Raw genomic sequence first — 23,312 nt, 5'->3', positions numbered from 1 at the left:
ACCCCTTCGGTCAGCGCAGGAAGCCCAGCGGCCGGTGCTCGCGCACCTCGGGCTTGATCGCATGCTCCTGGCGCAGCTGCGCCAGGAATTCGTCGGGCGTCAGCGCCTCGCCCAGCAGCACGCATTGGCGCTTGACCGTGGCAAAGTCGCCGGGCGTCAGGCAGTCCATCGCATCCAGGTCCGCGCGCATGACGTTGGTCAGGCCGGCGGCCTCGCCCTCGAGCGCCTCGTCGACAAACATCGCCACGCGTTGCGCGGGCTTCAGCGCCAGGAAGCGGATCTTGAACGAGAAGCGACGCAGCGCGGCCTCGTCGATGCGGTCGAACAGGTTGGTGGTGCAGATGAAGATGCCGTTGAAGCGCTCCATGCCCTGCAGCATCTCGTTGACCTCGGAGATCTCGTAGTTGCGCACCGCCTGCTGGCGGCTCTGCATGAAGCTGTCGGCCTCGTCCAGCAGCAGCACCGCGCCGTCCTCTTCCGCGCGCGCGAACATCGCGGCGATCTGCTGCTCGGTCTCGCCCACGTACTTGCTCATCAGGTCCGAGGCGCGCCGGATCATCAGCGGCAGGTCCAGCCCGGCCGCGATATGCTCGGCCAGCGCGGTCTTGCCCGTGCCGGGCGGGCCATAGAAGCACAACGTGCCGCGCTGGCGCACGCGCAGCGCGTCGACGATCTTGACCACGTCGTAGCGGGTCTCGAGGTGCAGGTTCTCGAGCCGGTAGTGCGTCACCACCGGGCGCGCCTCGGCCTCGGGGCGCAGGCCCATGGCGCGGTCGGCATGTTCGAGCTGGCGCAGGATCAGCGCCTCCACCGGTTCTTCCACCGGGTCTTCCAGATTCGGCCGCGCCAGTTCGACAAAGCGCGCCGCCGACTGCACCTGCGCCGGCGTCAGTGTCTTGCGCGCGGCCAGCCCGGCGATAAAGGCATCGCTAACGTCGAGCCCGCCCAGGTGCTTGCGGATGATGTTCTCGCGCACCAGTGGCGGCGGGATCTTCAGCTCCAGGTGGAACTGGAAGCGGCGCAGGTAGGCCGGGTCGATCTGCCGGATCGAATTGGAAATCCAGATCACCGGCACCGGGTTCTGCTCCAGCGTCTGGTTGACCCAGGCCTTGCCGTTGACCGAGGCGCGCGTGTCCTCCTGGCCGAAGAGGCTCATCAGCTCGCGCGCGCTGCCCGGGAACACGTCTTCGACTTCATCGAACAGCAGCGCGGTATGGGCACGCCCGCGCAGGAACGCCTGCGACACCTGCAGCGAGCGGTAGCGGTCCTTGCCCGACAGGCTGTTGCCGTCGCGATCGAGGCAATCGACCTCATACAGTTCGCAGCCGGCCTCGCGCGCCAGCAGCCGCGCGAATTCGGTCTTGCCGGTGCCGGGCGGGCCGTAGATCAGCACGTTGACGCCGCTGGCGTGCTGGCGCGTGGCATTGGCCAGCATGGCGCGCAGGTAGCGCGCGTCGGTCTCCACATGCGGATAGTCGGCGGTGGTCAGCGTGGGCGGCGCGGCCGGGCGGGTGAAGACCGCCATCATCTCGGCCTCGTTGGCGTAGTTGCCGAGCAGCACATGCAGCAGCCGGTCCGACAGCCGCATCAGGTCGCCCAGGTCGGTCACGCTGTTTTCCGGCAGCGGCTGCTCGATCAGGTTCAGCGTTTCCAGCCGCGAGCCGGGCCGCAGCGACGCCGCCACGTCGGCCGCGCCGGCGCCGGTCAGGCCGGCGAGGATCTGGAACGCCTCCTGGCTGTGCGCCACCTTGCAGTCGACCATCACCGCGCGCAGGTCGCGCTTGTACTTGGCCAGCGCGGCATACAGCAGCAGCTTGCGCTCGTGGTCGGGCAGGTCCAGCACGTGGCTGAGCATGTCGATATTGCGCACCAGCAGCACGCGCTCGCCCTCGAGCCGCTGGGCGATCGCCGCGGCCGATGCGTCGAACACCGCGAACATGTCCTTGGCGTGGTGCTTGACGTACTCGTCGAGGTAATAAAACAGCGCGCTTTCGTCGAAGGCGCTGTTCCACTGGCCGTGGCGGTCGAGGAATTCTTCAGGGGTCAGGCGTGCCGTGCCCTTCCAGGCGGGCATGTCGGCGCAGCGCGCGGCCAGGAAGCGCTGCACGCGCAGCACCACGCCGTACGGCCACACCATCTCCTGCGCGCTGACGGTCAGGACATCGTTGATATTGCTGCGCAGGTTGAAGCGCGGCCCCAGCGCGCAGACCACGCGCAAGGCAAACTGCGCGCACATCCAGTCCAGCGCCGAACTGGACGAGGCGCCGGGCATGGAGCGCAGCAGCGTCGATCGGTCATCTTCAGCAAAACGTGTGAAGTCCATGGACGGGTCCCCGAGCGCGCGATGCGCAATGGCGGGCCGCGACAGGCGCACCGCCACGTCTGCAGTGTCTTTCTATGCTAGCGCGCTTTCCCGCCCTGCGGGCGCGCCCGTGCGCGGTCGGCGCCGGCCATGGTGGCCTGGGGCACCGAAACGCGGCGCGGTGCGATGGCGTGCCAGCGCGCATGATTCAACCGTATTGCCCCCTTCCGATTTGCCGCCGGGACTTGCCGGTATAACGCGCGCAGGGAGAAAATTCCAGTTGCGGCGCACAAATCACAACAAATAAGAATCATTATCGTTTATACTCAGCAGCTGACACGCTGCCCCAGAGTGGCGCTCCCACGGCAACCCAGTTGAAGGAGCGTTTATCATGGAATTGCTGCTTAGCCTGCTGGTCGGTTGCGGCATCTCGCTGATCCTGTTCTACCGCAAGTGACGGCGCACGGCCGCCGAGGTGCCGCCGCCGGCAGACTTTTGTTGTTGACACATGTTCGACCAACGCTTCTTGAAGATTACGCTCGCCGTCCTGCTGTTCCACGTCGGCCTGCTTTACCTGATCCAGAGCGGCCTGGGCCGCAAGCTCACCGAGGCCGTGATCGCGCCGGAAATCATTGCGCGCATCATTCCGCTCGAACCGCCCAAGCAGGAGGCCCCGCCGGAGCCGCCCAAGCCGAAGCCCAAGCAGGAAACACCGCCCAAGCAGGTCAAGGTGACCACGCCCAAGCCGACGCCGCCGCAGCCCAAGCCGGCACCGCAGCCGGTCGCCGACCTGCCGCCGACGCCTTCGGCGCCTGAAGCGCCGCCCGCCCCGCCGGCGCCCCCGGCACCGCCCGAGCCCGCCCCGGCACCGGTTTCGGCCGCGCCGCGTGCTGTCGGCATCGGCGAGATCCAGTGCACGCCGCCGCAACCGAAGTATCCTTCCCAGTCGCGCCGCATGGGCGAGACCGGCAAGACCGTGGTGCGGCTGACCACCGATGAAAGCGGCAAGGTCGTCAAGACCGCCGTGGTGTCGTCGAGCGGCTCGTCGCGCCTTGACCAGGCCGCGGTGGAAGCCGTGCAGGCCATGCGCTGCAAGCCCTATATGGACAACGGCCGCGCCGTCGCCGTCACGGCGCAACAGCCGATCGGCTTCGAGCTGAACTGAACACCCCAGATTTCCGATCTCTGATCTGACCTAAACCCAGCGAACTCACCAGGAAACCAACACATGCAGGACCTCGGACTCACCCACCTCTGGTCGCAAGGCGACTTCGTCATGCGTGCGACCGCCATCATTCTGCTGATCATGTCGCTCGCCTCATGGATCGTGATCCTGACCAAGGCGTGGGATCTGGTGCGCCTGAAGAAGATGGCGCAAGGCGCGGAAAAGCGCTTCTGGCACTCGGACGACTTCGACCACGCGCTGGAAACCCTGGGCGCCGGCGATTCGAACCCGTTCCGCACGCTGGCCATCGCCGGCAAGGAAGCTGCCCAGCACCATCGCGCCAGCCAGCCGCAACTGCACGACGTGATGGATATCTCCGACTGGCTGACCCGCTCGCTGAAGAGCTCCATCGATGAATCGGTGGCGCGGATGCAGTCGGGCCTGGCCGTGCTGGCATCGGTGGGCTCGACCGCGCCGTTCGTCGGCCTGTTCGGCACCGTGTGGGGCATCTACCACGCGCTGATCGGCATCGGCGCCTCGGGCGTCCCGACCATCGACAAGGTTGCCGGCCCGGTGGGCGAGGCGCTGATCATGACCGCCTTCGGCCTGGCCGTGGCAATCCCTGCCGTGCTGGGCTATAACGCCCTCACCCGCGGCAACAAGTCGGTGATCTCGAAGCTCAACCGCTTTGCCCACGACCTGCACGCCTACTTCGTCACCGGTGCGCGCGTGCGCCCCACCGGCGCCCGCGCCGAGGACGGCACCGTGCGCCTGGCCACGGCACAGCGCTAAACCGCTAGCAAGGAAGTCATCATGGCATTCGGCACTCTCGAAGGGGACGACGACGAGGTGATGAGCGAAATCAACATGACGCCGCTGGTCGACGTCATGCTGGTGCTGCTGATCATCTTCATCATCACCATCCCCGTGATCAACCACGCGGTGAAGATCGACCTGCCGCGCGCCACCAACTCGCCGAACGACCCGAAGCCGCAGAACATCAACGTCTCGATCGACGCTAGCGGCAAGGTCTTCTGGAACCAGGTGGAAGTGGACCAGGCCACGCTGGAAAGCAATATCGCGCTGGCCGCGCAGCAGCAGCCGCAGCCTGAGCTGCATCTGCGCGCCGACCGCGAGGTGCGCTACGAGCGCGTGGCCGAAGTCATGGCCGCCGCTCAGCATGGCGGCCTGGGCAAGATCGGCTTCATCACCGAACCCAAGCAGTAAGCCGGCGCCTGCCGGCGCCTTCTAACGACAAAGGGCACCTTCGGGTGCCCTTTTGTCATGGTGCCGACAGCTTGCTCGCAGTTGCCGCTGGTGCCGCGACACCAGCGGTAGCTATTGCCCGAATCTTAGCGAGAGGCTATTGTAATGATAACAATTCTCATTTAATATTCTTTCATTGACTGCGACGGGCGCGGCACGACTGCCCCCTGATTGCACTCCCCTTACTCTCCTATCGCAGAACCGGAGCCAGATGATGAGCACACTATCCCTGCCGCTGTCGCAACCCCGTGAAGTCACCCGCCGCCGCTTGTCGCTGCGCCGCGTCGACGTGGTCGCGCAGCCGCGCCGGGATGCCGGCGCCAAGACCGCCCCGTCGGCGATCGCCTCGGTCAAATCCGCGGTGGCCGCCCTGCCCGCGCGCCTGGAAGCGCTGGTGCGCGACAGCCTGAGCTCGGCGCCCGTCGGCGAGCCGGTGGCGCTGGAAGCCATCATGCGCGGTGCCAGCACGCTGCCGATCCTGCACAACGGCGAGGTCTACACGCTGCGCGTGACGCGCTATGGGAAGCTGATCCTGACCAAATGATGCAGCTCCACGGCGATTCCGCAGGAAGACAGCCAGGGAAGCCATTCGAAACCCGCGCCAGGCGCGGACGCCACGAACGTGGCAGCAAAGACTTTTGTGGGGACCACCTCGGAACGAGGTGTTGGGCAGTAGCCAGGTATGCGTGCCGCGGGCGGGAGTCAGACCCCACGCCAGGCCGGCCCTACCCAGCCATGCCCTCTTTTATGCCGCCCCGCAGGCCTTGCCTGCGGGGCTTTTTCATGCGCCGGCGCCAGCGCCGGCGCGTGCCTTACAGGCCCAGCGCGGCGATGCCGGCACGCGCGACCTGCGCGTCCTCGGTCGACTTCACGCCCGACACGCCGACCGCGCCTACCACCTGCTCGTTGCAGACGATGGGCACGCCGCCCTCCAGCATGCCCTGCAGCACCGGCGCCGTCATGAACGAGTAGCGGCCGTTGTTGATCATGTCTTCGTAGACCTTCGACTCACGCCGGCCCAGCGCCGAGGTACGGGCCTTTTCGCCGGCGATATAGGCCGAGATCGGCGCGGCGCCGTCCAGGCGCTGCATGGCCAGCATATGGCCGCCGTCGTCGACCACGACGATCGACACGGCCCAGTGATGGTTCTTTGCCTCGGTTTCCGCTGCGGCCATGATCTTCTTCACATCGTCTGCCGTCAGAACCGTCTTTTGCTGCATGCCACTCTCCTGGTCATTGATTTGGATAGAGGCCGAAGTATAGCGCCGCACCTGCGCCACCGTCATGGCAGCCGGCCTGCGCCCTGCCCGCCCACCGTGCGCACCACGGCAAAATGGCCCGCGAGCGGGCCATTGGTCATGCGAGCACTGCAGCGGCGCGGTCAGGCGCCGTCGGTGAACGGATCGGGCTTGCCCAGCCTGGCGCCGTCGGTGTACGGGTCGGTCTTGCCGACACGCGCGCCATCGGTGAACGGATCCGGCTTGCCGATCTTGGCGCCATCGGTGTACGGGTCGACTGCGCCGACCTTGGCGCCGTCGAGATACGGGTCGACCTTGCCGACCGCAGCGAACGAGGCGGTGGACGCAGTGCCCAGGAACGCCAGTGCGGCGGCGGCAATCACGGCTTGTTTGATCTTCATGAGATTCCCCTTGCTTCTTGGTTGGTCACGGCATCGCACGCCAGATGAACCAGCGTCATCGCGATGTCACATAAGTAGTTTAGGGAAAACCCTTATTCTGATGCAGGTGATGCTTTGAGCAGTCCGTTCAAATATTTTGACCTCGATCAAATTGCGTCAGTCATCCTGGAACCAGCCCGGCACCGTTATGTCGCAATGCAGCGCCCAAAAGGAAAGGGCCCGCAATCGGGCCCTGTCTTCAGGACAAGTGGATCGTAGACCGCGCTTAATCGCGCCACCTGCCGTGACCGTGACCATGCCCGTGGCGATGGCCGCGGTGATAGCCCGGCGGGCCATAGTAGCCGCGATGACCGCCGTAATAGCGGGGCGGACCGTAATAGCCAGGACCGTAGTAGACCGGACGCGGCCGAACCACCACGGGCGGCGGACCATAATAGACCGGAGCCGGCGCCACCACGACGGGCGGCGGGCCATAGTAGGCCGGAGCGGGCGGATAATACGCCGGCGCACCGATCACCACGCCCGGAACGCCGACGGACACGCCAACGCTCACATGGGCCATGGCTGCGCCAGACGCCAACCCGGCGGCAATACCAAATGCTGCAAGCCACCAACGTTTCATATCCGCCTCTCAAAAGTGGGATTTCTCGTAACTGATATTGTAGGGGTTCGGAAATTTCCAGGTGCAACGGCGCACACGACATTGTTACCAGCCGTAACAGTGTCGTCACTTTTCGCTCAAGGCTGGTCTGAGGTGTCGGCGCGCTCGCGACCTGCCCTTTCGTCTTAGCCGCAGCTTGCATCCGGGATGCGGAGCCACCACAATATCGGGCTTGCCGCGCGCTGGCAGCAACCGGAGCCCGTCTGGCGCCAAACCGGAAACTGACACAGCGCTCGCGCCCGAGTGGTGAAATCGGTAGACACAAGGGACTTGAAAATTTGAGCCTTCGGGGGGAAACGCCCGAAGTGACGCCCGTCAAAGTCGGCGAACGCCCTGGATGCATGGCATCCGAGCCAACGCCGAGCCAAGCCCGATCGCATGGTCGGGAAGGTGTAGAGAGCAGACGGCGGGCACCTACGGCCGCAAGGCTATGGTGAAGGCGTGCTCCAGACCACGAACAGCGTCCGCGCTGGCGGCGAAAGCCGAAGTGGGAAGAAAATCCCTCGCCGCAAGGCGTGCCGGTTCGATTCCGGCCTCGGGCACCAATCCACAGTGGCCGCCATTTCCGTGGCGGCGACATGCTGCGGATCGCTGGTCACTACTGGCGGCCGCAAGAACTCGCAGCAAAACAAAAAAGGGGCCTTCGCCCCTTTTTTGCCTGACTCCGGACGGCGCCGTCACGCCATCGCGTAGCACATCAGCGCCCCCACCCCCATCAGGAACACAAACAGCACCCCGGCCAGTGCCAGCGGCTTGCGGCCGGCGCGCACCAGGTCGCCGATGCGGGTGTGCAGGCCGATCGCCAGCATCGCGCAGGCCAGCAGCCAGTTGTCCAGCGCGATCAGCGGCGCCTTCCAGGCAGCGGGCACGGCCCCGGCCGAGTTGACCGCCATCACCGCGACAAAGCCCACCGCGAACCACGGCACCGACTTCATGATGCCGCGCAGGCGTCCGGCCCCGGCGCCGGACTGGGCCGCTTGCGACCCACCCTGCGGCCACAGCGCCATCACCAGCAGCAGCGGGCCCAGGGCCAGCACGCGCACCATCTTGGCCACCACGGCGGCGTCGGCGGTCGGCTCGCTGATCATCTTGCCGGCGGCGATCACCTGCGCCACCTCGTGCAGCGTCGCCCCGGTGAAGATGCCGAACATGCGCTCGGTCACGGCCCAGTGCCAGTGGCCGGTGGCCAGTTCGTACAGGTAGGGATAGAGCAGCATGCCGACGGTACCGAACAGCACCACCGTCGCCACCGCCACGGCAGTCTGCTTGTCGTCGGTGCGCACCACCGACGACACCGCGATGGCCGCGGCCGCGCCGCAGATGGCGCTGCCGGAACTGACCAGGATCGCCTCGCGGCGGCTCAGGCCGAAGAAGGCCGTGCCGACCCAGGTGCCGAACAGCAGCGTGGCGACCAGCATGGTCAGCGGCACGGCGATGCCCGGCAGGCCCAGCGCGACGATCGAGGCGAAGGTCAGGCGCAGCCCGTACAGCGCCACGCCCAGCCGCAGCAGGTAGTGCCGCGCCACCTGCATGCCGGGAGCCAGCGGCGCCAGCCAATGGCGCGGCAGCGTATTGGCCGCAACCATGCCGGCGCACATGGCCAGCGTCAGCGCGCTGAGCCCGTAGCGCGATACCGCCGGATGCTCGGCCAGCGCAATCGCCAGCCACGCAATGCCGCCCAGCGGCAGCAGCGTCAGCAAGCGCTGGGACCAGGGCGGCGGCAGGGCCGGCGCGGCGACTGGCGCGGCGGTCGGAGTGGTGCGGGGGCTGGAGACGGAAGACATGGCAGGCTCGGGTTGGTGTGCTTTAGTGACTCAAGCGTAATGGCGCCCACCTAACCCGTAAAACGGGTAATATCGTTATGCGTTATTGATATTTTCGATATGGACCTACACCCTCACCCGCCTGCCGCGCCGCGGCCGGAGCAGCGCCCGCTGCGGCTGACGCTGCGCCAGTTGTCCGTCTTCGTGGCGGTGGCCCAGCACGGCAGCACCATGGCGGCGGCCCAGGCGCTGGCGATGTCGCAGTCCGCCGTCAGCGCCTCGCTGGCGGAGCTGGAGCGCGCGCTGGACAGCCCGTTGTTCGACCGCATCGCGCGCCGTCTCAGCATCAATGAGACCGGTCGGCAGTTTTTCCCGCGCGCGCTGTCGCTGCTTGACCAGGCGCAAGAGCTGGAGCGCTTTGCCGGCCAGACCGGGGTCCAGTTGCGCATCGCCGCCAGCAACACCATCGGCAGCTATATGCTGCCGCCGCTGCTGGCGGGTTTCCGCCACTCGCGCAGCGGGCCATGCACGCTCGACCTGCGCATCGGCAACACCCGCGAGGTGCTGCAGTCGCTGTTGCAGTTCGAAGCCGATATCGGCCTGGTCGAGGGCGCCAGCCATGAACGCGACCTGCGCAGCGTGCGCTGGTGCGACGACGAGATGGTGGTGATCGTCGGCCCCTCGCATCCGCTGGCCGCGGCGCCCCATGACCTGGTGGCCTTGCGCGATGCCGAGTGGATCGTGCGCGAGCCCGGCTCGGGCACGCGCGAGGTGATCGAGGAACGGCTGGTGCCGCTGCTGGGCGAACTGCGCTTCGCGCTGGAACTGGGCAATGCCGAGGCCATCAAGCGCGCGGTGATGAGCGGCTTTGGCGTCAGCTGCCTGTCGCTGCACGTAGTGCGCGACGAACTCGAGCGCGGCACGCTGGTGGCGATCCGCGACGGCCTGCCACGCATCGTCCGGCCCCTGCAACTGGTGGTGCACCAGGACAAGTTCCCGACCCAGGGTCTGCTGGCGTTCACCGAATACCTGCGCACCATGGCGCCGCGCATCGGCGCCTGAAGGAAGCCGCTCAGGAAGCCCCTCAGGCCGGCTGGGGATCCGCGCCCCGGCCGCGGCGCGCGGTGTACAGGTCGAGCATGTGGAACAGCACGGGATTGAGCATGATCGATAGCAGCGCGCCGGCCAGAATCAGCGCCTGGCCGCGCTCCGGCAGGATCTTCAGATAGACGCCCAGGCTGGCGAGGATGAACGAAAACTCGCCGATCTGCGCCAGGCTGACGGCAATGGTCATGCCGGTCTGCCCCGAATGCCCGAAGGCGCGCACGATGCCCAGCGCCGCCAGCGACTTGCCGACCACGATGATAAACACCGTCGCCAGCACGCCCCAGGGGTCGTTCACCAGCACCATCGGGTCGAACAGCATGCCCACGGAAACGAAGAACAGCACCGCGAAGGCGTCACGCAGCGGCAGCGATTCCTCGGCCGCGCGATGGCTGAATTCGGATTCCGCCAGCACCATGCCCGCGAAGAAGGCGCCCAGCGCAAACGACACGCCGAACAGCGCATAGGCGCCATAGGCCACGCCCAGCGCCGTCGCCAGCACCCCCAGACGGAACATCTCGCGGTTGCCGGTCCAGACGATGCGCTCGAGCATCCACGGGATAAAGCGGCGGCCGATCACCAGCATCACCGCGACGAACGCCGCCACCTTGCCCAGCGTGGCGAAGATCGCCAGCACCACCTCGCCCGTGCCCGGGCCGGCGTCGCCGGAAGCCGTGCCCGCGCCGGCCAGCAGCCCCGCCATCGCCGGCAGCAGCACCAGCGCCAGCACCATCGCCAGGTCTTCGACGATCAGCCAGCCTACGGCGATGCGTCCCTGCGGCGATTCCACCAGGTCGCGCTCCTGCAAGGCCTTGAGCAGCACCACGGTGCTGGCCACCGATAGCGCCAGCCCGTACACCAGCCCCTGCCCCCACGACCAGCCGAAGCCCCACGACACCAGCATGCCCATCAGCGTGGCGATGCCGATCTGCACCACCGCGCCCGGGATTGCGATGCGCTTGACTGCCATCAGGTCCTTGATCGAGAAATGCAGGCCCACGCCGAACATCAGCAGGATCACGCCCAGCTCGGCCAGTTCCGGCGCCAGGGCCTGGTCGGCGGTGTAGCCGGGGGTATGCGGCCCTACCACGATGCCCGCGCACAGGTAGCCGATCAACGGCGGCAGGCGCAGCCGGCTGGCGACCGCGCCAAGGATAAAGGCCAGGACGATACCGCCGACGATGGTACTGATAAGCGGGGTGGCGTGATGCATGCGTGCGGGATTCCTCGTGTCAGGGGCTGAACGGCTAACCCGCTCCCTTGCCCTGGCAAGTGGCACAGCGCATCCGGCGCGCACCGGCGGTCAGCGCGGGACAATCGCCGCAACCATCGGCAGCAGCATCGGAACGGGGAAGAACGGGAAATGCCGCAGCGGCCCCGGACACGCCGGCGGCGCGTCACGGATCGGGGATGGCGATTGACATGCTGCCCCGCGACCAAGCCGCGGAGCCCCCCGAAAAGCGTACGACGGAAGTAATGTAACATGCCCGCCACGTCCGGGCGGTGCAGCCGGTTCATGAAAGCGGCCCGGGGAAACAAAAACGGCGCCCAAAGGCGCCGTTCTGCTTGCAACTGGAGGCGGAGGTCGGAATCGAACCGGCGTACACGGCTTTGCAGGCCGCTGCATAACCACTCTGCCACCCCGCCAGGTGACGTGCTGCTGGATTGTATCCGCATTCAGCCGCGGCTGCCGCAGTGCGGCGATCAACCCAAACAAAAAGGGAAGCGTGGCTTCCCTTTGGGGATTGGAGCGGGAGACGAGTCTCGAACTCGCGACCTCAACCTTGGCAAGGTTGCGCTCTACCAACTGAGCTACTCCCGCATACAACTTTGACTGCCAGCCCCGCACCGCGATGACCACGCTGCCGGACCTGACTTGACCTGGAGCGGGAGACGAGTCTCGAACTCGCGACCTCAACCTTGGCAAGGTTGCGCTCTACCAACTGAGCTACTCCCGCAGGGCACTACTAAAATCGAATCAAGGCGTTTTATGCCGCAAAACGCAGATATCTCACAACATCTTGCGCTAAACCCACCTTATCTCGCTGCTTTCGCTTGCGTCGTCAGCAACGAGAATGAGATTATGCAAAGAACTGCCCTCCCCGTCAACCACTTTTTCGATTTTCTTTTCATTTCGGCGCGCCTGCGCGCGCCACCATGTTGCTGCGTTCGCGGATCTGCGGCCACGCCAGCTTCATGTAGTAGATCATCGACCACAACGTCAGCACCGCCGCCACGTAAATCATCCAGGTGCCGAGCAGATGGGCATCGAAGCCGAACAGGCGGTCGCTGAACAACAGCAGCGGAATCGCCACCATCTGCGCCGTGGTCTTGAGCTTGCCGAGGAAATTCACCGCGACGCTCTTGGAGGCGCCGATCTGCGCCATCCACTCGCGCAGCGCCGAAATCGTGATCTCGCGCCCGATGATGACCAGCGCGATCAGATCGGTGACGCGGTCCAGCGCCAGCAGCGACAGCAGCGCCGCGGTCACCATCAGCTTGTCGGCAACCGGGTCCAGGAATGCGCCGAACGACGAGGTCTGGTTCCAGCGCCGCGCGAGGAAGCCGTCCAGCCAGTCCGTCACCGCCGCGATGATGAAGAACGCCGCCGCAGTCAGGTTCTTGGTGTGCATCGGCAGCCAGGCGTCGGGCAGGTAGAAGACCCCCACCACCAGTGGAATCATGGCGACGCGAAGCCAGGTCAGCAGGATCGGGATATTGAAGGGCATGGAACTCGGACGGCGGGGGGACGGTAACCAATCCTGCGATTGTCGCCGATTTCGGGGCAATCGAGCATTTCCGGCGATTGGCGTGCCGGCCCGCCGCCGGTCACGGCGGGCGCGGTCAGTGCAGCTGCCGGTAGATTTCCTCGGCAAGGCCGCGCGAAATGCCCTCGACGCTGGCCAGTTCGTCGATGCTCGCGGCCATCACGCCGCGCAGGCCACCGAAGCGGGTCAGAAGCTTCTGACGCCGGCGCGCGCCGATGCCCTCGATCTCTTCCAGCCGCGAGGTAGTACGCGTTTTGGCGCGGCGCGCGCGCATGCCGGTGATGGCAAAGCGGTGCGCCTCGTCGCGGATCTGCGCCACCAGCATCAGTGCGGCACTGCCCTGGCCCAGTTCCAGCGCGGGGCGGCCATCGGCAAACACCAGCGTTTCCAGGCCCACCTTGCGGCCCTCGCCCTTGGCGACGCCGACCAGCAGGCCGATGTCCAGACCCAGCTCCTCGAACACCTGCCGCGCCACCTCGACCTGGCCCTTGCCGCCGTCGATCAACACGATCTGCGGCACCAGCGCCGCGACTTCGCTGCCGCCTTCCATGCCACCTTCCGTGCCGCCGTCTTCCTGGATCTGTTCGACCAGCTTCTGGTAGCGCCGCGTCAGCACCTGTCGCATCGCCGCGTAGTCGTCGCCCGGGATGATGTCCTGGATGTTATAGCGACGGTATTCGCTGTTCTGCATGTCGTGGTGGTGGTAGACCACGCACGACGCCTGCGTGGCCTCGCCGGCGGTATGGCTGATGTCGAAGCATTCGACGCGCAGCAGCGCCAGGTCTTCCAGGTCCAGCCCGATGGTTTCCGCCAGCGCGCGCGTACGCGCTTCCTGGCTGCCCTGTTCGGCCAGGCGGCGCGACAGCGCCAGCGCCGCGCCCTGCTGCGCCATTTCCAGCCAGATCTTGCGCTGGCCCTGCGGCTGCCGCACCAGCGCGACCTTGCGCCCGGCGTGCAGCGCCAGCGCCTCGAGCACCGCGCCATCGTCCGGCACATGGCTGACCACGACGATGGGCGGCGCCGGCTGCTCCAGGTAGTGCTGCACCATGAAGGCCGACAGCACGCGCGTGGCAATGCGGTCCACCGTCAGCGGCAGTGTTGCGTCCGGGGCGCCGGACTCGTCGGTGTTCTCCTCGGCGCGCTCGTCGGCATCCTCGACGATCATCGCCGCCTCGTCCGCATGGGCCGGGAAGTAGGCCTTGTCGCCCAGGTGGCGCCCGCCGCGCACCATCGCCAGGTTGACGCAGGCGCGGCCACCCTCGACCGCAACCGCCAGCACGTCGATGTCGCGCGCCTGACCGCCCACCTCTTCCACCGCCTGGCGCTTGAGCACGGTCGACAGCGCCGCGATCTGGTCGCGCACCGCCGCCGCCTGCTCGAATTCCAGGCGCTCGGCGTGCTGCTCCATCTTGCCCTGCAGGCCTTCCAGCACCTCGCTCTGGCGCCCTTGCAGGAAGCGCGCCGCGTTGGCGACATCGCGCGCGTAGTCGTCCTCGCTGATGGCGTTGACGCACGGCCCGGTACAGCGGTGGATCTGGTGCAGCAGGCACGGCCGCGTGCGGTTGTTGAAGACGGTGTCCTCGCAGGTGCGCAGCTGGAACACCTTCTGCAGGATCTGCATGCTCTCGCGCACCGCGTAGGCACTAGGGAACGGGCCGAAATACTGGTGCTTGCGGTCGGTCGCGCCGCGGTAGTAAGCCATGCGCGGGAAGCGGTGCCCGGTCAGCTTCAGGAACGGGTACGACTTGTCGTCGCGGAACAGGATGTTGTAGCGCGGCGCCAGCGCCTTGATCAGGTTGTTCTCGAGCAGCAGCGCCTCGGCCTCGGTGCGCACCACCGTGGTCTCGATGCGCGTGATGCGCGACACCATCATCGCGATGCGCGGCGACAGCTGGGTCTTGTTGAAGTAGCTCGACACCCGCTTCTTCAGGTCGCGCGCCTTGCCCACATAGAGCACGTTGCCGTTCGCGTCGAAATAGCGGTAGACGCCGGGCAGGCCGGGCAGGCGCGAGATGACCGGGCGGGCGTCAAAGGGCTCGGCCGGAGCCTCGGCCAGGGCTTCAGCCGGCGCTTCAGCCTGCGTTTCGGCTGGCGCAGCGGAAGGCATCTCGGCGTGCGTCTCGGCCGGTACCTCGTCGGCGGGTTTCTGAGAATCGGGTTGCTGGTCTGACATGTGGGGACGATGACCGCTGCGGACCGGCGCACGTCAATGCCGCGCGGCCTCTAAAATCGCAAGTTTAGAGCAATTCAACCGCGCGCCCCGCTGCCCTCCACCTCTCATGCCTATCCGCTCCTGGGACATCTTCTGCACCGTGATCGACAACTTCGGCGACATCGGCGTCTGCTGGCGGCTGGCCCGCCAGCTGGCGCAGGAGCACGGGCACGCGGTGCGGCTGTGGGTCGACGACCTGGCCAGCTTCACCCGGCTGGCGCCGGAGCTGGACACCGCCGCGGCGGTCCAGCACCTTGCCGGCGTGGAAATTCGGCCCTGGCATCCGGCCGCCGCGGCCGGCGAAGCCGACGGCACCGCCGAGGCCGTCCCGAACGATGCCGTCATCGAAGCCTTCGCCTGCCACCTGCCGCCGGCGTTCCTCGAGCGCATGGCGGCGCGCGCGTCCAAACCCGCATGGATCAACCTGGAGTACCTGAGCGCCGAAGCGTGGGTGCGCGAACATCACGCGATGCCCTCGCCCCACCCACGCCTGCCACTGGTCAAGCACTTCTTCTTCCCCGGCTTCGAGCCCGGCACCGGCGGGCTGCTGCGTGAATCGATGCTGGGCGCGCAACGCGCCTCGTTCCTCGACGGCGCGGCGGCACAGGCATCACTATGGCACCGACTGGGCGCGACGCCGCTGACCGACGCGCTGCGCGTCAGCCTGTTCGCCTACCGCAACCCCGCGCTGCCGGCGCTGCTGGAGCAATGGCGCGACGGCAGCGAGGCCGTCCATTGCCTGGTGCCGGCCGGCCTGGCGGCAGGCCAGGTGGCAGAGTGGCTGGGAGCCCCGCTGGAGCCGGGCCGACCGGTCGCGCGCGGCAGTCTGTGCGTGCAGGCCATCCCGTTCGTGCGGCAGGAACACTATGACGAACTGCTGTGGGCCTGCGACCTCAATTTCGTGCGCGGCGAAGACTCCTTCGTGCGCGCGCAGTGGGCGGCGCGGCCGCTGATCTGGCACATTTATCCGCAGGACGACGAGGCCCACCGGGTCAAGCTCGATGCCTGGCTGGGGCTCTTCTCGAAGAGCGGCGTGGCGCCGGCAGCCGCCGCCGCGCTGGCCGATTTCTGGCACGCCTGGAACGGCTACGGCAATGCGCCCGACTGGCCGCGGCTGAGGGCGCAGCTGCCGGCACTTGCGGGGATCGCGCCGCGCTGGGAGCGACGTTTGCAGCATCCCGGCGACCTTGCCGCCAACCTGGTGGCGTTTTGCGAAAATCAGGTAAAATAACCGGTTGATCCAAATGGCGACCGGGCCGGAGAACCAGGGTCTTGCCGGGCGTGAACCACCACGCGGGGCAATGACCTAAAGCAAGCTGGGCACGGGGTCGCGAGCGCGTGGATCCGGGCTCTCGCGGGCTTACCGCGGGCACGCCGGCAGCGCGCCTTCGCCATTCCAAATTCCTAGACTTTATTTTTCAGGAAATCAGTTCAGATGAAAATCGCACAGGAACTCCGCGTCGGTAACGTGTTCATGATCGGCGGCGATCCGATGGTCGTGCAGAAGGCCGAGTACAACAAGTCGGGCCGCAACGCCGCTGTGGTCAAGATGAAGTACAAGAACCTGCTGACGGACGCACCGGGCGAGTCGGTGTTCAAGGCCGACGACAAGTTCGAAGTGGTGGTGCTCGAGCGCCGCGAATGCACCTACTCGTACTTCGCTGACCCGATGTACGTGTTCATGGACGCCGACTACAACCAGTACGAAGTCGAGCAGGACAGCATGGGTGACTCGCTGAACTACCTCGAGGACGGCATGAACGTTGAAGTCGTGTTCTACAACGACAAGGCCATCTCGGTCGAAATGCCGACCACGCTGGTCCGCGAGATCGTCTACACCGAGCCGGCCGTCAAGGGCGACACCTCGTCGGGCAAGGTGCTCAAGGGCGCCAAGATCAACACCGGCTTCGAACTGCAAGTGCCGCTGTTCTGCAACATCGGCGACAAGATCGAAATCGACACCCGCACCGGCGAATACCGCAGCCGCGCCAACTAAGGCGCTGGTCTGGCCCCGCTTCAACGCGGGGCGGGCAAACAAAAATGGCAGCCGAGGCTGCCATTTTTGTTTGCGCACTTCACGCCGTTCAGGCGATCAGCTCGTGTTCCTTCAGCGTGCGCAGCGCGGCGCGGTACTCACCTTCCTGCTGCAGCTTGTTCCAGTCGAGCGGCTTGCGGCGCGCGAACAGCTTGCGGATGCGGCGCTGCGAGGCCTTGCCGATCTCGACGTCGAGCTCGCTCAGCAACTGGTCGGCGCGGTCCGGGTGGTTGCAGATCAGCACCATGTCGCAGCCCGCGCCCAGCGCGGCGCGCGCGGCCTCGGTGACGGTGCCGGCGACGCTGGCGCCTTCCATGCTGAGGTCGTCGCTGAAGATCACGCCCTCGAAGCCCAGCTGCGCGCGCAGCACGTCCTGCAGCCAGTAGCGCGAGAAGCCGGCCGGGCTGGGGTCGACCTTGGGGTAGATCACGTGCGCCGGCATCACCGATGACAGCGACAGGCCCAGCCATTCATACGGGCGCGCGTCCTGGCCCAGGATCTGGTCCAGCGTGCGTTCGTCGACCGGGATCGCCACGTGCGAATCCGCCTCGACGTAGCCGTGGCCGGGAAAATGCTTGCCGCAGTTGCTCATGCCCGCCAGCAGCAGGCCGTGGTTCAGGTGGCCGGCCAGCATCGACACCACGCGCGGGTCGGCGTGGAAGGCGCGGTCGCCGATCACGGCGCTGCGGCCGTAGTCGAGGTCCAGCACCGGGGTGAAGCTCAGGTCGATATCGCAGGCGCGCAGCTCGGCGGCCAGCACGTAGCCGCAGGCGACCGCGGCCTTGGTCGCGGCCAGCACATCGCGTTCCCATAGTTCGCCCAGGCGGTGCATCGCCGGCAGGTGGGTAAAGCCGTCGGTCTTGCAGCGCTGCACGCGGCCGCCTTCATGGTCGATGCAGATCAGCACGTCGTCGCGCACCGCGCGGATCGCGCGCGTCAGCGCCTGCAGTTGGGCGCGCGATTCGAAATTGCGCGCGAACAGGATCACGCCGCCGGTGAGCGGATGCGCGATGCGGCGCGCGTCTTCCGCGTCGACCTGCTTGCCGACGACATCGAGGACCACCGGGCCCGGCCGCTTGCCGGAATTCTTCTTGGACATGGAAGGGGTTGGGTTCACAAGGCTGTAGGTTGAGACGCCGCCGCGCCGCTGCGCTCGGCAATGGCGAAGGCGACTGCATAATCATGTTCGTCACTGACACTGACCCGCACGACCAGCCCGCGTTCCGCCAGCCACGCAGCCAGCTCGCCATGGCACACCGCGGTGGGCTCGCCGGAAGGCAGGTTCATCAGTTCCATCGCGCGCCACGTCATCGGCCAGCGCATGCCCAGGCCGATCGCCTTGGAGAACGCCTCCTTGGCCGCGAAGCGCGTCGCCAGGAATGCCAGGCCGCGCTTTTCCGAACGCGCCTTGCGGGCGTGGTACTTGGCCAGCTCGTCGGGGCCCAGCACCTTTTCGGCGAAACGGCCGTTGGTGCGCGTCATCACGCCCTGCACGCGCGCGATCTGGATGATGTCGGTGCCGATGCCGTAAATCACGCCGGGGTGCCCCCGGCCGGATATTGCGTGCCCAGGCGCGCGGCCACCATGATCGCCTTCATCTCGCGCACGGCGTTCTCCCAGCCCGCGAATACCGCGTGCGCGACGATGGCATGGCCGATGTTCAGCTCCTTGATGCCCGGCAGCGCCGCAATCGGCTGCACGTTGGTGTAGTGCAGCCCGTGTCCGGCATTGACCACCAAGCCATGCTTCTGGCCGGCATCGGCGCCGTCGGCGATGCGGCGGAACTCGGTCGCCTGTTCGTCAGGCGCATGCGCGTCGGCATAGCGGCCGGTATGCAGCTCGATCACCGGTGCACCGCAGGCCGCGGCCGCGGCGATCTGGTCCACGTCGGGATCGATGAACAGCGACACGCGGATGCCGGCACCGGCCAGCTGCGCGCACGCAGCCTTGACCTGCTCGAAGCGGCCGGCCACGTCCAGCCCGCCCTCGGTGGTCACCTCTTCGCGGCGCTCCGGCACCAGGCACACGTCCTGCGGGCGGATCTCGCAGGCGATGTCGAGCATCTCCTGCGTGATCGCGCACTCCAGGTTCATGCGCGTGGCCAGTTGCGGGCGCAGCGCGCGCACGTCGGCATCGCGGATATGGCGGCGGTCTTCGCGCAGGTGCAGCGTGATCAGGTCGGCGCCGGCCTGCTCCGCCAGCAGCGCGGCGCGAATGGGATCGGGGTACACCGTGCCGCGCGCGTTGCGCAGCGTGGCCACGTGGTCGATATTGACGCCAAGGTCGATGACGCCCGGATTTGCGTGGAAGATCATGCGAGCAGGTGCAGGAGTAAGTCGGAGGTTTTTGTCGGTCAGAGATACTGCAGGTCGATCAGTATCTGGCGCGTCTTCAGCGGCGCGCCTTGCAGATAATAATGCAGCAGGAACCGCATCAGCGCGCGGCTTTGCGCGGCGGTCTGGGCGCGGCTGTAGTCGTCCTGCGCCATGTCCAGCAGGGTCTGGCCCGAGACCACCGGCCACGTCGACGGATCGCTCGGCTGGGCGCGGCGCACGCCGCGCTCGGGCTGGTAGACATAGTCGAGGCCCGGCAGCACCCGCTCGCCGGTGCTCAGGCACTGATCGAACGCCCCCGCAAAACCGGTTTCCTGCAGCAGCACGCGCTCGAAGCTGCGCAGCACCAGGCCGGCAGGCTCGCCATGCGCCAGTCGCGTCAGCGTCGACAGGTAATGGCGGAACAGCACCGGATGCGCGTCCTCGCGCGGGCAGAAGCGCATCAGCAGTTCGTTCAGGTAGAACGCCGACAGCAGCGCGTCGCCGGCCAGCGGCGGCATGCCGCCGACCCACTCTGCCTTGGTCAGGGTCTTGACCTCGCCGCGGCCGCTCCATGACACCGAGACCGGATGGAAGTGCTGCAGCACCGCGCGCAGCGCCGAGTGCGGGCGCTTGGCGCCCTTGGCCACCATCGAGATGCGGCCGTAGTCGCGCGTGAACAGGTCCAGGATCAAGCTGGTCTCGCGGTACGGCCAGGCGTGCAGCACGAAGCCGGGCTGCTCGGCCACGCGCGATTCGGGCCGCGCCGGCACGATGCGCATGGCGCGATCCATCATCGCGCGCGCGGCGGCGTCGGCCATGCCGGGCAGCGCGCCGCTGTCGAGCAGTTCGGCGGCCTCGTCGACCACGGGGTCGGCGCGCCGGGCCTTGGGCGCGGGCGCGCGCGCGATGTCAGCGGTCTTGCTCACGGGGCGCTCGCTGGGGGCTCGCTGTCGGGTTGGGCGTCGGGATCGTTGCCAGGCTCACTCGTAGCCGTATGCGCGCAGGCCGGCTTCGTTGTCGGCCCAGCCGCTCTTCACCTTGATCCACATTTCCAGGTAGACCTTGCCGTCGAACAGCTTTTCCATGTCGAGGCGCGCCTCGGTCGAGATCTGCTTGAGCTTGCTGCCCTTGTTGCCGATGATCATGGCCTTGTGCGCATCGCGCTCGACCAGGATGGTGGCAAAAACCCGGCGCAGGCGGCCTTCGGTCTCGAACTTGTCGATGATTACGGTGCTGGTGTACGGCAGCTCGTCGCCGGTCCAGCGGAACACCTTCTCGCGGATGATTTCCGATGCCAGGAAGCGCTCGCTGCGATCGGTCATGGCGTCGGCGTCGTACATCGGCTCGCCTTCCGGCAGGTAAGGCCGGATGATCTCGAACAGCCGCGCGATATGGTCGCGGGTCTTGGCCGACATCGGCACCACTTCGCGGAACGGGAACAGCTGCCCCATCTTCTCCAGGAAGGGCATCATCACTTCCGAGCGGTTCTCGCCGATGCGGTCGAGCTTGTTGGTCACCAGCAGCACCGGCGTGTTCTTCGGCAGCAGCGACAGCACCTTCTCGTCGTCGGCGCCGTAGTAACCGGCCTCGACCACGAACAGCACCAGGTCCACCGACGACAGCGTGGACGTGACCGCCCGGTTCAGCGAACGGTTCAGCGCGCTGGCGTGGCGGGTCTGGAAGCCCGGCGTGTCGACGAACACGTACTGCGCGTCATCGGTGGTCTGGATGCCGACGATGCGATGCCGCGTGGTCTGCGCCTTGCGCGAGGTGATGCTGATCTTCTGGCCGACCAGCGCGTTCATCAGCGTGGACTTGCCCACGTTGGGGCGGCCGACGATGGCCACGGTGCCGCAGCGGAACGCCGCGGCCGGGGTATTCGCCGCGTCTTGCTGCGGATGGGTAGATTCGGTCATTCCTTCAACCTGAGAGACAGCTGCGGGTCCTGCGGCTGGGGTTGCTTGCGGGTCTTGCCGGTACGCTCGGCGCGGCTGCGCTTGAGCAGCTGCGGCACCAGCTTCTGGACTTCATCCAGCGCCAGCTTGGCGGCGGCCTGCTCGGCGGCGCGCCGCGACGCGCCGGTGCCGAACACCCGGACTTCCAGTTTAGGCACGGTGCACTCGACTTCAAACTGCTGGCTGTGCGCGGCACCGTGTGTGGCGATTACGTTATATTGCGGCAGGGCAATCTTGTGGCCCTGCAAATATTCCTGCAGCAGGGTCTTGGCGTCCTTGCCCAGCGTGCGCGGGTCCACCTGCTCCAGGATCGGGATATAGAGCTTGCGGATCAGCGCCCGCGCGGCATCGAAGCCGGCGTCGAGGAATACCGCGCCGACGATGGCTTCGAGCGCATCGGCCAGGATCGAGGGGCGGCGAAAACCGCCGCTCTTCAGCTCGCCCTCGCCCAGACGCAGGGTATCGGACAACTGCAGCATCTGGGCGATCTCGTACAGCGCCTGCTGCTTGACCAGGTTGGCCCGCACCCGCGACAGGTCGCCCTCGTCGAGCTTGCCGAACATGCCATAGAGCATGTCGGCCACGGCGCAGTTGAGCACCGAGTCGCCGAGGAACTCCAGGCGTTCATTGTGCTGGGCGCTGTGGCTGCGGTGCGTCAGCGCCTGTTGCAGCAATTCGGGCTTGCTGAATCGGTAGCCGAGTCGTTGCTGCAAGGCGTCGAGGTTCATATCAATGCTGCGTTCCTGAATAGGTAATCAACAGGCTCAGGGGTCCGTAGACAGGCACCTCGGTGCGGTACGAGAAATCGACCGACTGGATGGTGCCGTTATCGTCTTCCCGGATCAGCAGGTCTTCGCCCTTGACCGCGGTAATGCGGTCGATGGCGGCCTGCTTCTCGAAGAATTCGACCACTTCACGTTTATTGGCGGCGCGCTGCTTGGCATAGCCGGCGGCGCGCTTGACCGAAAAATATTCCACCAGGCTCGGGATCGCGCGCAGCGCCGGCAAGGCCACGCCGACCACGAACACCACGATCACCAGCAGCGTCCACACGGAAAACCCGCCGGCGCCAACCCGGCGCCGTGCCGGACGGTTCCCTGCCCCCACCTTCCCAAATCGACCCATCGCGCCTGCCCTCTTTTTGTTGAGTGTTCTTGCGCCGCGGAGATACTTATTTAAACGATCCCACGCGTCCGAAATTGCCCAGGTTCATCCAGATCACGAACGCCTTGCCGACAATGTTTTGGTCCGGCACGAAGCCCCAGTAACGGGAGTCGAGGCTGTTGTCGCGGTTGTCGCCCATGACGAAATAGTGACCTGCAGGTACCTTGCAAGTCACACCCTGTTGATTGTAGGTGCAGTTGTCGCGGTATGGAAAATCCGGATCCGCGCCGGCGATAAAGGCGGGCCGATCAGCGTCGTTCAGGATGCCATGATCGACGCCGCCCGGGAGCTTTTCGCGGAAATGCCGCGAATAGGCCAGGCGCTCCTCGTCGAGGAAGTCGGGCAACGTGGTGTACTCGGCCGGCTTGCCGTTGATGGTCAGCCGCTTGTTGGCGTACTGCACCACATCGCCGGGCACGCCGATCACGCGCTTGATGTAGTCGAGCGACGGGTCCTTCGGGTAGCGGAACACCATCACGTCGCCGCGCTGGGGCTCGCCCATGTCCATGACCTTCTTGTTCACCACCGGCAGGCGGATGCCGTACTCGTACTTGTTGACGAGGATGAAGTCGCCGATCAGCAGCGTCGGGATCATCGAGCCGGACGGGATCTTGAACGGCTCGACGACGAAGGAGCGCAGCACGAACACCGCCAGAATCACCGGGAAGAAACTGGCCGAATACTCCAGCCACCACGGCTGGCGCAGTTTTTCTTCGGCCAGGCGCTTGCGCGTGGCATCGGCATCTGCGGCGCCGAAGCTGCCTTGCAGACGGCCCTGCTGCGTATCAAACTCGGCCAGCGCGAGCCGCGCCGAAGAGCGGCGCTGCCGCTCGAACACGAGCTTGTCGGCCACCCACGCCACGCCCGTAATCACCACCAGCACAAAAAGGATCAGTGCAAAATTCATGACGGCTTCTGGTTCTTGGAAATCCTGGTACAGCCTGTTCTGTCACCACGCCAGCA

The 23,312-nt window shown here is 66.5% G+C and carries 23 protein-coding genes and 3 tRNA genes; 7 read left to right on the top strand and 19 right to left on the bottom strand.

Translation table 11 applies throughout. The annotated features are described in order from the left end of the window. Positions 1–10 precede the first annotated feature (10 nt). Positions 11–2,323 carry an AAA family ATPase gene (locus MKD38_RS17680; RefSeq protein ID WP_252678609.1) on the bottom strand — a complete coding sequence of 771 codons (2,313 nt, stop codon included), beginning with the start codon at positions 2,321–2,323 and terminating at the stop codon, positions 11–13. A 487-nt stretch (positions 2,324–2,810) separates the two neighbouring features. Between MKD38_RS17680 and MKD38_RS17675 the strand changes: the two genes are divergently transcribed. The 4 genes from MKD38_RS17675 (at position 2,811) to MKD38_RS17660 (ending at position 5,277) form a co-directional block, all read left to right on the top strand. Then, positions 2,811–3,467, top strand: a complete 657-nt coding sequence (locus MKD38_RS17675) for an energy transducer TonB (RefSeq protein ID WP_252678607.1) — start codon at positions 2,811–2,813, stop codon at positions 3,465–3,467. Positions 3,468–3,530: 63 nt separating this feature from the next. Continuing rightward, positions 3,531–4,259 (top strand): MotA/TolQ/ExbB proton channel family protein, encoded by a 729-nt coding sequence (locus MKD38_RS17670; protein WP_012353288.1) that lies wholly within the window; start codon positions 3,531–3,533, stop codon positions 4,257–4,259. A 21-nt stretch (positions 4,260–4,280) separates the two neighbouring features. Further along, positions 4,281–4,694: an ExbD/TolR family protein gene (locus MKD38_RS17665; RefSeq protein ID WP_112773983.1), complete on the top strand. Its 414-nt coding sequence runs from the start codon at positions 4,281–4,283 to the stop codon at positions 4,692–4,694. 253 nt (positions 4,695–4,947) lie between these two features. Continuing rightward, the gene (locus MKD38_RS17660; protein WP_252678605.1) at positions 4,948–5,277 is read left to right on the top strand and encodes a hemin uptake protein HemP; all 330 of its coding nucleotides are present in this window, start codon (positions 4,948–4,950) and stop codon (positions 5,275–5,277) included. A 268-nt stretch (positions 5,278–5,545) separates the two neighbouring features. Here MKD38_RS17660 and MKD38_RS17655 read toward each other — a convergent pair whose 3' ends face one another. The 4 genes from MKD38_RS17655 to MKD38_RS17640 form a co-directional block, all read right to left on the bottom strand. Then, entirely contained in the window at positions 5,546–5,953 is a 408-nt protein-coding gene (locus MKD38_RS17655; RefSeq protein ID WP_062800826.1) for a heme-binding protein, read from the bottom strand. 161 nt (positions 5,954–6,114) lie between these two features. Beyond that, complete coding sequence (locus tag MKD38_RS17650; RefSeq protein WP_252678603.1) at positions 6,115–6,372, bottom strand: hypothetical protein; 258 nt, start codon at positions 6,370–6,372, stop codon at positions 6,115–6,117. 265 nt (positions 6,373–6,637) lie between these two features. Further along, positions 6,638–6,994 carry a hypothetical protein gene (locus MKD38_RS17645; RefSeq protein ID WP_252678601.1) on the bottom strand — a complete coding sequence of 119 codons (357 nt, stop codon included), beginning with the start codon at positions 6,992–6,994 and terminating at the stop codon, positions 6,638–6,640. Between the two features lie 716 nt (positions 6,995–7,710). Beyond that, entirely contained in the window at positions 7,711–8,817 is a 1,107-nt protein-coding gene (locus MKD38_RS17640) for a YeiH family protein (protein ID WP_252678600.1), read from the bottom strand. Positions 8,818–8,916: 99 nt separating this feature from the next. Between MKD38_RS17640 and MKD38_RS17635 the strand changes: the two genes are divergently transcribed. Next, a complete protein-coding gene (locus MKD38_RS17635) occupies positions 8,917–9,858 on the top strand; it encodes a LysR family transcriptional regulator (protein ID WP_116309388.1) in 942 nt (313 codons plus the stop codon). A 22-nt stretch (positions 9,859–9,880) separates the two neighbouring features. On the opposite strand, the gene MKD38_RS17630 is transcribed toward MKD38_RS17635, so the two are convergent. The 6 genes from MKD38_RS17630 to uvrC form a co-directional block, all read right to left on the bottom strand. After that, positions 9,881–11,113 (bottom strand): cation:proton antiporter domain-containing protein, encoded by a 1,233-nt coding sequence (locus MKD38_RS17630; protein WP_252678599.1) that lies wholly within the window; start codon positions 11,111–11,113, stop codon positions 9,881–9,883. A gap of 360 nt (positions 11,114–11,473) precedes the next feature. Further along, positions 11,474–11,547, bottom strand: a tRNA-Cys gene (locus MKD38_RS17625). Positions 11,548–11,646: 99 nt separating this feature from the next. Next, a tRNA-Gly gene (locus MKD38_RS17620) sits at positions 11,647–11,722 on the bottom strand. Positions 11,723–11,782: 60 nt separating this feature from the next. Continuing rightward, a tRNA-Gly gene (locus MKD38_RS17615) sits at positions 11,783–11,858 on the bottom strand. Positions 11,859–12,029: 171 nt separating this feature from the next. After that, complete coding sequence (gene pgsA / locus MKD38_RS17610; protein ID WP_252678598.1) at positions 12,030–12,629, bottom strand: CDP-diacylglycerol--glycerol-3-phosphate 3-phosphatidyltransferase; 600 nt, start codon at positions 12,627–12,629, stop codon at positions 12,030–12,032. Between the two features lie 115 nt (positions 12,630–12,744). Next, positions 12,745–14,775, bottom strand: a complete 2,031-nt coding sequence (gene uvrC, locus MKD38_RS17605) for an excinuclease ABC subunit UvrC (protein ID WP_252678756.1) — start codon at positions 14,773–14,775, stop codon at positions 12,745–12,747. Between the two features lie 172 nt (positions 14,776–14,947). Here uvrC and earP point away from each other — a divergent pair, with 172 nt between their 5' ends. Together earP and efp are read left to right on the top strand one after the other, a co-directional pair. Then, a complete protein-coding gene (gene earP / locus MKD38_RS17600) occupies positions 14,948–16,111 on the top strand; it encodes an elongation factor P maturation arginine rhamnosyltransferase EarP (RefSeq protein ID WP_252678597.1) in 1,164 nt (387 codons plus the stop codon). 204 nt (positions 16,112–16,315) lie between these two features. Next, positions 16,316–16,876 (top strand): elongation factor P, encoded by a 561-nt coding sequence (efp, locus tag MKD38_RS17595; protein ID WP_133095544.1) that lies wholly within the window; start codon positions 16,316–16,318, stop codon positions 16,874–16,876. Between the two features lie 88 nt (positions 16,877–16,964). Here the strand turns inward: efp and nagZ are convergent, their stop codons facing one another. From nagZ to lepB, 8 genes are read right to left on the bottom strand one after another with little or no spacing between them, the layout of a single operon-like run. Beyond that, positions 16,965–18,014: a beta-N-acetylhexosaminidase gene (gene nagZ / locus MKD38_RS17590; protein ID WP_252678596.1), complete on the bottom strand. Its 1,050-nt coding sequence runs from the start codon at positions 18,012–18,014 to the stop codon at positions 16,965–16,967. A 14-nt stretch (positions 18,015–18,028) separates the two neighbouring features. Next, a complete protein-coding gene (gene acpS, locus MKD38_RS17585; RefSeq protein ID WP_111517564.1) occupies positions 18,029–18,451 on the bottom strand; it encodes a holo-ACP synthase in 423 nt (140 codons plus the stop codon). Beyond that, positions 18,448–19,230, bottom strand: coding sequence for a pyridoxine 5'-phosphate synthase (pdxJ, locus tag MKD38_RS17580; protein ID WP_252678595.1), 783 nt, complete (start codon positions 19,228–19,230; stop codon positions 18,448–18,450). The genes acpS and pdxJ overlap by 4 nt, the downstream gene beginning before the upstream one ends. Before the next feature lie 38 nt (positions 19,231–19,268). Continuing rightward, positions 19,269–20,156, bottom strand: a complete 888-nt coding sequence (gene recO, locus MKD38_RS17575) for a DNA repair protein RecO (RefSeq protein ID WP_252678593.1) — start codon at positions 20,154–20,156, stop codon at positions 19,269–19,271. Between the two features lie 54 nt (positions 20,157–20,210). Further along, positions 20,211–21,146, bottom strand: a complete 936-nt coding sequence (gene era / locus MKD38_RS17570) for a GTPase Era (RefSeq protein WP_252678591.1) — start codon at positions 21,144–21,146, stop codon at positions 20,211–20,213. Further along, positions 21,143–21,913: a ribonuclease III gene (rnc, locus tag MKD38_RS17565; protein WP_012353305.1), complete on the bottom strand. Its 771-nt coding sequence runs from the start codon at positions 21,911–21,913 to the stop codon at positions 21,143–21,145. The genes era and rnc overlap by 4 nt, the downstream gene beginning before the upstream one ends. Before the next feature lies 1 nt (position 21,914). Then, the gene (locus MKD38_RS17560; protein WP_252678589.1) at positions 21,915–22,310 is read right to left on the bottom strand and encodes a DUF4845 domain-containing protein; all 396 of its coding nucleotides are present in this window, start codon (positions 22,308–22,310) and stop codon (positions 21,915–21,917) included. Between the two features lie 46 nt (positions 22,311–22,356). Next, positions 22,357–23,256, bottom strand: a complete 900-nt coding sequence (gene lepB, locus MKD38_RS17555; protein ID WP_252678587.1) for a signal peptidase I — start codon at positions 23,254–23,256, stop codon at positions 22,357–22,359. Positions 23,257–23,312: the final 56 nt, after the last annotated feature.

The organism is Cupriavidus sp. WGlv3 (genome assembly GCF_023952475.1).
GTDB lineage: Bacteria > Pseudomonadota > Gammaproteobacteria > Burkholderiales > Burkholderiaceae > Cupriavidus > Cupriavidus phytorum.
This window is presented reverse-complemented; position numbering and strand designations above follow the sequence as displayed.